Genomic DNA, 8,014 nt, shown 5'->3' on the forward strand with positions numbered 1-8,014 from the left:
CTTTCACCCCTCCCGTAATCGTTTTCAACAGTGTAACACAAGAAAGAATAAATGGTACACTAGGGTTAGTCTGATGGGAAGGAAGATTCTCATGAAACTCAAGCACATGCCGATCCGTTGGAAAATTACAATCTTATCGTTCGGTGTCGTTTTATTCTCTATTGTTATCGGTGGCATTATTGTGATCGGTAATACGATTGAATCGAAAGAGGATGCGCTTGGAAAACAAGCGATGATCACAGGGCGTACAGTCGCAAACCTGCCGGATATCAAGGAATACCTGGTGGAGCCAGGCGGATGGACCAAAATAAATCCCATCGTCGAGAGGATTCGAACCGTTAACGACGCCGACTATATCGTTATACTTAATATGAATCGGATACGCTACTCACACCCTGTGTCTGAAAAGCTCGGAAAAGTTTCTTCCGGAAAAGATGAAGGACCGGCTTTTGCTGAGCATAGTTATACGGCGAAAGCGCAAGGGGAAATGGGGACAGCTATTCGCGCGTTCGTTCCGATCATGGATAATGAGCATGAACAGGTTGGCGTGGCTATCGTGGGAAACATCCTTCCATCTGTTGGTGAAATTCTGTTTGATATTAAAAATGAAATCCTGTTCATTCTATTTCTTACAGCATTGTTCGGTGTTACCGGTTCCTGGCTGCTGGCTCGCCATTTGAAGCAGCAGACCTTCCGATTGGAGCCTCATGAAATTGTACAGCTGCTGGTGGAACGGACAGCAACCTTCCAGGCGATGAATGAAGGGATCATAGCCATTGATAAGGAAGGAAAGGTAACTATTTTAAATGATAAAGCTAAACAGATATTAGGAATTAAAGGGGATTGGGTAGGTCAGCCGATTGAAGCTGTCATCCGTGAGACAAAGTTATTGAAGGTATTACGTAAGGGCATTCCTGTCTATCATGAAGAAATAAGGATTGGGGACAAGCTGATCATGAGCACACGTGTGCCGATTCGGGTAGAAAATGAAATCGTAGGCGCTGTCGCCGTTTTCCAGGATCGAACCGAAGCGACCAGGCTGGCTGAAGAACTGACTGGAGTCAAAGCATTTGTCGATGCACTCCGTGTCCAGAACCATGAGCACCTGAATAAATTGCATACGATTGCAGGTCTGATTCAACTGGATAAACGGGAACAAGCGCTGCAATTTGTGTTTGATGCTTCTGAAAAGCAAGAAGAATTATCACGATTTTTAATTAAAAAAATGAAGGATTACAGCATTTCCGGATTGCTGCTCAGTAAAGTAAGCCGTGGCAGGGAGATCGGGATCGATGTTTCCATTGATGAGAGAAGTGAGCTGAAAGCTTACCCGCCTCTTTTGGATAAACATGATTTTGTGCTTGTTTTAGGAAATTTGATCGAAAATGCTTTCCATTCCTTTCAGGGTGTCAAACAGGATCAGAAGTGGGTGGACATATCCATCAGTCAGGATGAATATGTCTGCACAATTGCGGTTGAAGATAACGGAAAGGGTATTCCAAAACAGCAGATCGATCATATTTTTGAAAAAGGTTATACAACCAAAGGGAAAGAAGGCTCAGGGTTTGGCTTGTATCTCGTCAATAACGTAGTAGAAAAAGGGCTTGGTGAGATTGAAGTCGTTTCCCAGGAAGGGGAAGGGACAAGCATAGTATTGACATTCCCAATGAGTTTAGAGGAGGATTTTGCATGAAGCAGCCGGTGATTGAGATATTGTTGATTGAAGATGACCCCATGGTTCAAGAAGTGAACCGGCAGTTCATCGAACAGGTCGCTGGTTTTCGGGTAGCAGCGATTGCATCGGATGGAGAGGAGGGACTGGCACTAGCAAGGGAGCTATCCCCCGATCTTATTCTATTAGATATCTATATGCCGGAAAAAGACGGGGTTGAAACTTTAGAGTATCTCCGTGCTGAACAAATGGATATTGATGTCATTGTCATTACGGCCGCCAACGATAAAGGCACCATAAAAAAGATGCTTCAGCATGGAGCTACTGACTACATCGTAAAGCCGTTTAAATTTGAACGGCTGGAGCAGGCATTGGTCCGCTACCGGGAACTTCATGTGCGTTTCTCTGGAGAAGGAGAGCTTGGCCAGAAGCAGATTGATGATATCATACAAACTCCTAAACAGCCTTTATCCGTAACAAAAGATTTGCCAAAGGGGCTGAATGAACAGACGTTGCAACAAATCACACACTTTTTGAAAGAGCAGCAAGCAGCTCTGTCGGCAGAACAAGTTGCTGACGGTATTGGGATTGCCCGTGTAACCGCAAGAAGGTACCTGGATTACCTAAAGAATACCGGTGATGTCGTCCTTGATATCCAATATGGAGGAGTAGGCCGCCCGGTAAATCGTTATAAAATCTCTCAGTAAAAAAGATTGTCTCGATAGATAAATGAGACAGTCTTTTTTTTTGAGACAAGCACACCCCAGGTCCTCCAATATCTGGAGGACCTGGGGTGTTGACTTGAGACCAAAATGACCAAAATGTCCAATATGGTCATAATATTCAAAAAATATCATGTAAGCGGTAACATGTAGATAGTTAAATTTAGAAATGGGGGTTAATTATATGATAAAGAAATTATCTTTTATTCTTGCTTTGACTTTTGTCATGCTGCTTGCTGCTTGTGGTGGCAGCGGCGGAGAATCTGAAGGTTCTGGCGGGGGAGAATCCGGCGGTTCTGATGGTGCTCAGTCTCTGGTATTCGGGACAGGTGGGACTTCTGGAACTTATTATCCAATTGGTGGAGCGTTGAAGCCGATTTTTGAAGAAAGTGACCAGGTAGGAAATGTAACGGTTGAATCTACTGGTGCTTCTGTGGCGAACATCCAGAATATCCAGGATGGACTGAACCAGATGGCTATCATCATGAGTGATGTCGGTTATGACGCCCTTGAAGGTAAAGGCCAGTTTGAAGGCAATCCAGTCGATATCCAGGCAGTTGCCGGCATGTACCAGAACGTAGTACAGGTTGTCGCCTTGAAAGACAGCGGAATTGAGTCCATTGAAGATCTTAAAGGGAAAAAAGTAGGCGTTGGTAAGGTTGGTTCCGGAGTAGAACAAAGTGCTAAGAAAGTATTAGAAGCGGTCGATCTTACTTATGAAGATCTTGGAAAAGTTACGCATACTGGTTATGCGGACAGTGTTCAGGAAATGAAAAATGGTAACCTGGATGCTGCTTTCTTTACCTCCGGTGTTCCAAACAGCAACATTACCGATTTGATGCAGCAGACAGATATTAATTTTGTGGAAATTAAAGGGGATGTAGCTTCCAAGCTGATGGAAAAATATCCTTTCTATAAAAAGTATACGATTGATGCAGGTAATGAAGCGAAATACAACTTAGAAAATAAAGTAGAAACAGTGGGTATTCAAAACATGATTATCGTATCTCCTGAATTAAGTGAAGATCTGGTTTACGATATTACTAAACGTTACTACGAGTACCTGGGAACAGAAGAGGTAGCCGTTGGGGCCCTTAAGCAGCTGGATCGGGACGAAATTGCTAAAGGCTTGATCGCACCACTTCATCCAGGTGCAAAAAAATTCTATGAAGAACAAGGGATTTTGGAGTAATAAAAAAGGGCATCAAATTTGGTGCCCTTTTTAAAATAATCTATGAAACGACTAATGCTTTTACTGGCTACGCTTATTCTCCTCCTGATACCGCTGCTTTTCAACAAACTAACAGTACTAACCGTCTCTGTTAATAACAATTTGGAGAGGGCATTTTTTATTCAAAACGAAGGATCTTTTTCTATTCGTTGGATTCATTCGGTGGAGAAAGAAGAATGGGAAGAAATGTTTGTAGTGGAAGACGAAGAGATCGTCTTAGATTCTACCAGATTTAAGACGTTTGGCGCCGGGGTGCCAAATGATGCAGGTGATGATACGTTTATAAAAGATGGCTGGGTTTACATGACAGGAATCAATCAAACGATTGGTAAACAGCTGGTTACAAGAACCGGAAAAACGACAGAACATCGATTCATTAAAGGGGATGAGGTATTTAAATTAGAGCCCTCCCAACCTTATCGTATAGCTGTTGAAAATATAAACCTATGGCATGCCATCGAGTATTTTATTGCTACTAGAATGAGGTGAGAGTATGGGGAAGAATCAAAAAAAATCCGCAGAAGATTATGACCGCGAAAGTACTGTTCGGACAGGGGTTGCCAAACCGATTGCGTTAGTGATTTCCGTCCTTGCTATTTCCCTTTCGCTTTTTCATTTATATACTTCTTACGCTGGATCGCTTGTCGATATCAAACAGCGAAGCATTCATTTATATACGTTGATGACGCTGGGATTCTTATTGTATCCATTCATTAGAAAAAAGGGAAAAGGGGCAAAGTCCGTTCCTTTCTATGATTATATTACCGCCGCTTTGTCACTGGGTGTAGGGATTTATATGTTTATGACCGCAGAACGTATTATCGAATCTGGCGGCAGGATCAATGATACTGATTTCTATGTCGGTATCCTGATCATTTTCCTTTTATTTGATATCACCAGAAGGGTCACTGGATGGGGGCTTGCTTTATTAGGTCTTGGCTTCCTGATCTATGGTTTCTATGTGAAACTATCCATTTACCCAGAGTTGACAACTCCTGTAGTCATGAGTGTTTCGAAACAAATTATTGCACAACTTGTTTTTATAACAGAAGGGATTCTGGGTACCGCCATCGGTGTCTCGGCAAGTTATATTATTCTATTTATCTTATTCGGGGCATTTTTGGGCCGTTCCGGAATGGGACAATTGTTCAATGATCTTGCTCTGGCAGTAGCCGGCCATACGAAAGGTGGCCCGGCGAAAGTCGCGGTCATTTCGAGTGGGTTCCTCGGTTCCATTAACGGTTCTGCAATTGCTAACGTCGTAACGACAGGTGCATTTACGATTCCATTGATGAAAAAAATCGGGTATAAGAAAAACTTTGCAGGTGCCGTGGAATCAGCAGCCAGTGTCGGTGGACAAATATTGCCACCGATCATGGGTGCAGCTGCTTTCATTATGGCTGAAAATTTGAATCTCTCTTACACAAAAATCATTCTGGCAGGTATTATTCCAGCCCTGTTATTTTATGTTGGCATTCTCCTGCAGGTTCATTTCCGCGCTTCTAAGCGGGGGCTTCAAGGGATGCCTAAAAGTGAATTGCCTAAGCTGAAAGATGTCATTGCAAAGCGCGGCCATTTGATCATACCCATGTTGATTCTATTATATTTATTGTTTTCTGGTAAGACCCCGTTTTACGCAGCTTTCTGGTCCATCATCGCGACTGTGGTAATTGCCGGTACGAAGCAGATGTTGCCAGTTATTACAGGAATTGGGGTATTCCTTATTTTCCAGCCGCAGCTCACTGCGTTACTCAGCGGCAGTGCTGTTCCGAATGTGCGTGGAGACTGGTGGGAACTGCTTTTGATTATTGGAATTCCATTAGTAATCAATCTATGGAGAAAATGGTTGAAGCTTGAGGCTGATGAGGTCGGAGTGAAAGATGCCCTTAACGCTTTAGAAGATGGCGCAAGGACGACCGTACCGGTTGCTATTGCCTGTGGTGCAGTCGGCATCGTAGTGGGTATCGCATCGTTGACTGGAGTAGCGCTTGAAATCGCTAACAGTATCGTTAGTATCGGAAGTGCGGTCAATAGCCCATTGATTCAGTTGATCATTACATTATTCTTAACCATGATCACATCGATCATTCTTGGGATGGGTCTTCCGAGTATCCCGACTTATATTATTACAAGTACAATGGCAGCACCGATTTTGCTGCAGCTTCCATTGTACAGGGAACTGGCCGGCTCAACAGAAACAGCTACGTTTGTAGCGCACATGTTCGTATTCTATTTCGGGATTTTTGCTAATATCACACCACCGGTTGCCCTGGCTGCTTTCGCCGGTGCCGGTATAGCGGGAGGAAACCCGAACAAAACCGGTTTCCAGGCGATGAAGCTTGCAATCGCAGGGTTCATTGTACCGTTTATGTTCGTCTTCTCTCATGAGATGCTGATGATCGATGCTAACTTTATGAATATTCTCGTCATTACTATCACTTCATTGATCGGTGTATTCTTATTATCGGTCATGACGGAAGGTTATGTGATGAGAGAGGTTCCTGGATGGCTGAGGGCGGTATCGGGGCTGGCGGCGTTGTTGTTGATTTATCCAGGAACCTGGACAGATATTATCGGCTTGTTCGTATTCGCTTATGTGTTGTTTTCTAATTTTAAAAATAAGCCTGACTTACGATCAGAACAGACTGTAGAAGCCGGAAATTAGGAGGAAGCAGAAGATGAGGTATGCCACGATAGAAAAAGATAATATGGAAATGGCAGCTATCGTAGATGGGGAGCGCCTGCTCCCAGTTGCATCTATTAATGCAGTAATTGACACGGAATGGCCGACCAGTCTTTTTGATTTGATTGATACAGATAAGTTATCGTCCTTAGCGGAATGGTATAAAGATCAATCAGCTGATGAGAAAAAACGGCTGGATGCTCACTATTTGGCATGTGATGACGTAGTATATCGACCGCTTTACCGTGATCCGCGAAAAATTTGGGGTATCGGGCTCAATTATGTCGATCATGCTTCCGACTTGAACGAAAAAGCTCCAAGCACTGAACCGGCGAGTTTTATGAAACCGTCAACAACCGTTATCGGCCATAACGATACTATTAAGTTACCAGTCCAGTCGGAGAGGACTACGGGAGAAGCGGAATTAGGGGTAGTCATCAGTAAGATGTGCAAAGATATTTCAGAATCAGAGGCCCCGGAGGTCATAGCCGGCTATACGACGATTATTGATATGACAGCCGAAGATATCCTGCAGCGCAATCCCCGTTATTTGACGAGATCGAAAAGTTTTGACACTTTTTTCAGCTTTGGACCCCAGCTGCTAACACCGGATGAAATAGATAATGTGTTTAAATTGAATGTGTCTACCATTATCAATGGGGAAATCCACCGGAAGAATGTAGTAAGCAATATGACATTTGATCCTTATTATCTCATTGCTTTCCATTCGCAGGTGATGACATTACAGCCAGGAGATATTATTTCGACAGGTACTCCTGGTGCGGTCGTCATTCGTGACGGAGATGTGATAGAATGTCAGGTTGATGGATTTCCATCTCTGAAAAATAATGTAGTAGACTTAAAGAAACGATAGAAAGGATGAATGGTTTGGACTTTCAATTGCAAGGAAAATCAGTGATTGTGACAGCCTCCAGTAAAGGGCTGGGAAAAGCAACTGCTCTGGAGTTTGCTAAAGAGGGTGCCCACGTATTAATTTCAAGCAGGAATACGGAAGAGCTTCAGGCGGCAAAAAAAGAAATTCAGGAAGTGAGCGGCAACGATAATGTTGATTATGCAGTGTGTGATGTCACCGATCCCGGTCAGATCAAACAACTGGTACAAAAAGCGGTGGATTGGAATGGCACCGTGGACGTATTGATCAATAATGCCGGCGGCCCTCCAGCAGGAACCTTTGATAAATTCACGGATGAAGACTGGAATAATGCTTTCGAATTAAACCTGCTCAGTTTTGTCCGGACTGTCAGGGAAGTGCTGCCTTCTATGCGTAAGCAGCAGAGCGGAAGAATCATCAACATCGCTTCATCATCGATCAAACAGACACTGGAAAATTTGATTTTATCTAACACGTTCCGTGCTGGCGTTGTCGGTCTATCAAAATCCCTTTCCCAGGAACTGGCAGGAGATAATATCCTGATCAATACTGTCGGGCCGGGCAGGATTGCTACAGACAGAGTAGCTCAGTTGGATGAAAGAAGAGCAGAAAAGCTGGGAACAACCGCAGAGAAAGTAAAAGAACAGACCGAGCAATCAATTCCAATCGGACGATATGGAGAGCCGGACGAATTTGCCAAAGCAGTAGTATTTCTCGCTTCTGGGGCCAATACTTATTTGACTGGACAGTCGCTTGTCGTTGACGGTGGGTTAGTGAAAGCCCTATAAGTCTAACCCTGTTTACAGACCGCAGG

7 protein-coding genes are annotated in these 8,014 nt (G+C 43.7%); all 7 read left to right on the top strand.

Going from position 1 to position 8,014, the window contains the following annotated elements; genetic code table 11:
• Positions 1-91 precede the first annotated feature (91 nt).
• The 7 genes from P855_RS0117805 to P855_RS0117835 all read left to right on the top strand — a co-directional run bounded on the left by P855_RS0117805 (position 92) and on the right by P855_RS0117835 (position 7,988).
• Positions 92-1,693, top strand: coding sequence for an ATP-binding protein (locus P855_RS0117805; RefSeq protein WP_028784832.1), 1,602 nt, complete (start codon positions 92-94; stop codon positions 1,691-1,693).
• Positions 1,690-2,379 (top strand): response regulator, encoded by a 690-nt coding sequence (locus P855_RS0117810; RefSeq protein ID WP_028784833.1) that lies wholly within the window; start codon positions 1,690-1,692, stop codon positions 2,377-2,379. Before P855_RS0117805 ends, P855_RS0117810 begins: the two co-directional genes overlap by 4 nt.
• 199 nt (positions 2,380-2,578) lie before the next feature.
• Positions 2,579-3,586 carry a TAXI family TRAP transporter solute-binding subunit gene (locus P855_RS0117815; RefSeq protein WP_028784834.1) on the top strand — a complete coding sequence of 336 codons (1,008 nt, stop codon included), beginning with the start codon at positions 2,579-2,581 and terminating at the stop codon, positions 3,584-3,586.
• Between the two features lie 54 nt (positions 3,587-3,640).
• A complete protein-coding gene (locus tag P855_RS21290; protein ID WP_051353305.1) occupies positions 3,641-4,114 on the top strand; it encodes a DUF1850 domain-containing protein in 474 nt (157 codons plus the stop codon).
• Positions 4,115-4,118: 4 nt separating this feature from the next.
• The gene (locus tag P855_RS21295; protein ID WP_037986454.1) at positions 4,119-6,290 is read left to right on the top strand and encodes a TRAP transporter permease; all 2,172 of its coding nucleotides are present in this window, start codon (positions 4,119-4,121) and stop codon (positions 6,288-6,290) included.
• Positions 6,291-6,303: 13 nt separating this feature from the next.
• Positions 6,304-7,182 (top strand): fumarylacetoacetate hydrolase family protein, encoded by an 879-nt coding sequence (locus P855_RS0117830; protein ID WP_028784835.1) that lies wholly within the window; start codon positions 6,304-6,306, stop codon positions 7,180-7,182.
• A 14-nt stretch (positions 7,183-7,196) separates the two neighbouring features.
• Entirely contained in the window at positions 7,197-7,988 is a 792-nt protein-coding gene (locus P855_RS0117835) for an SDR family oxidoreductase (RefSeq protein ID WP_028784836.1), read from the top strand.
• Positions 7,989-8,014: the final 26 nt, after the last annotated feature.

It is taken from the genome of Thalassobacillus devorans MSP14, from assembly GCF_000496835.1.
Taxonomy (GTDB): Bacteria; Bacillota; Bacilli; order Bacillales; family Halobacillaceae; genus Thalassobacillus; species Thalassobacillus devorans_B.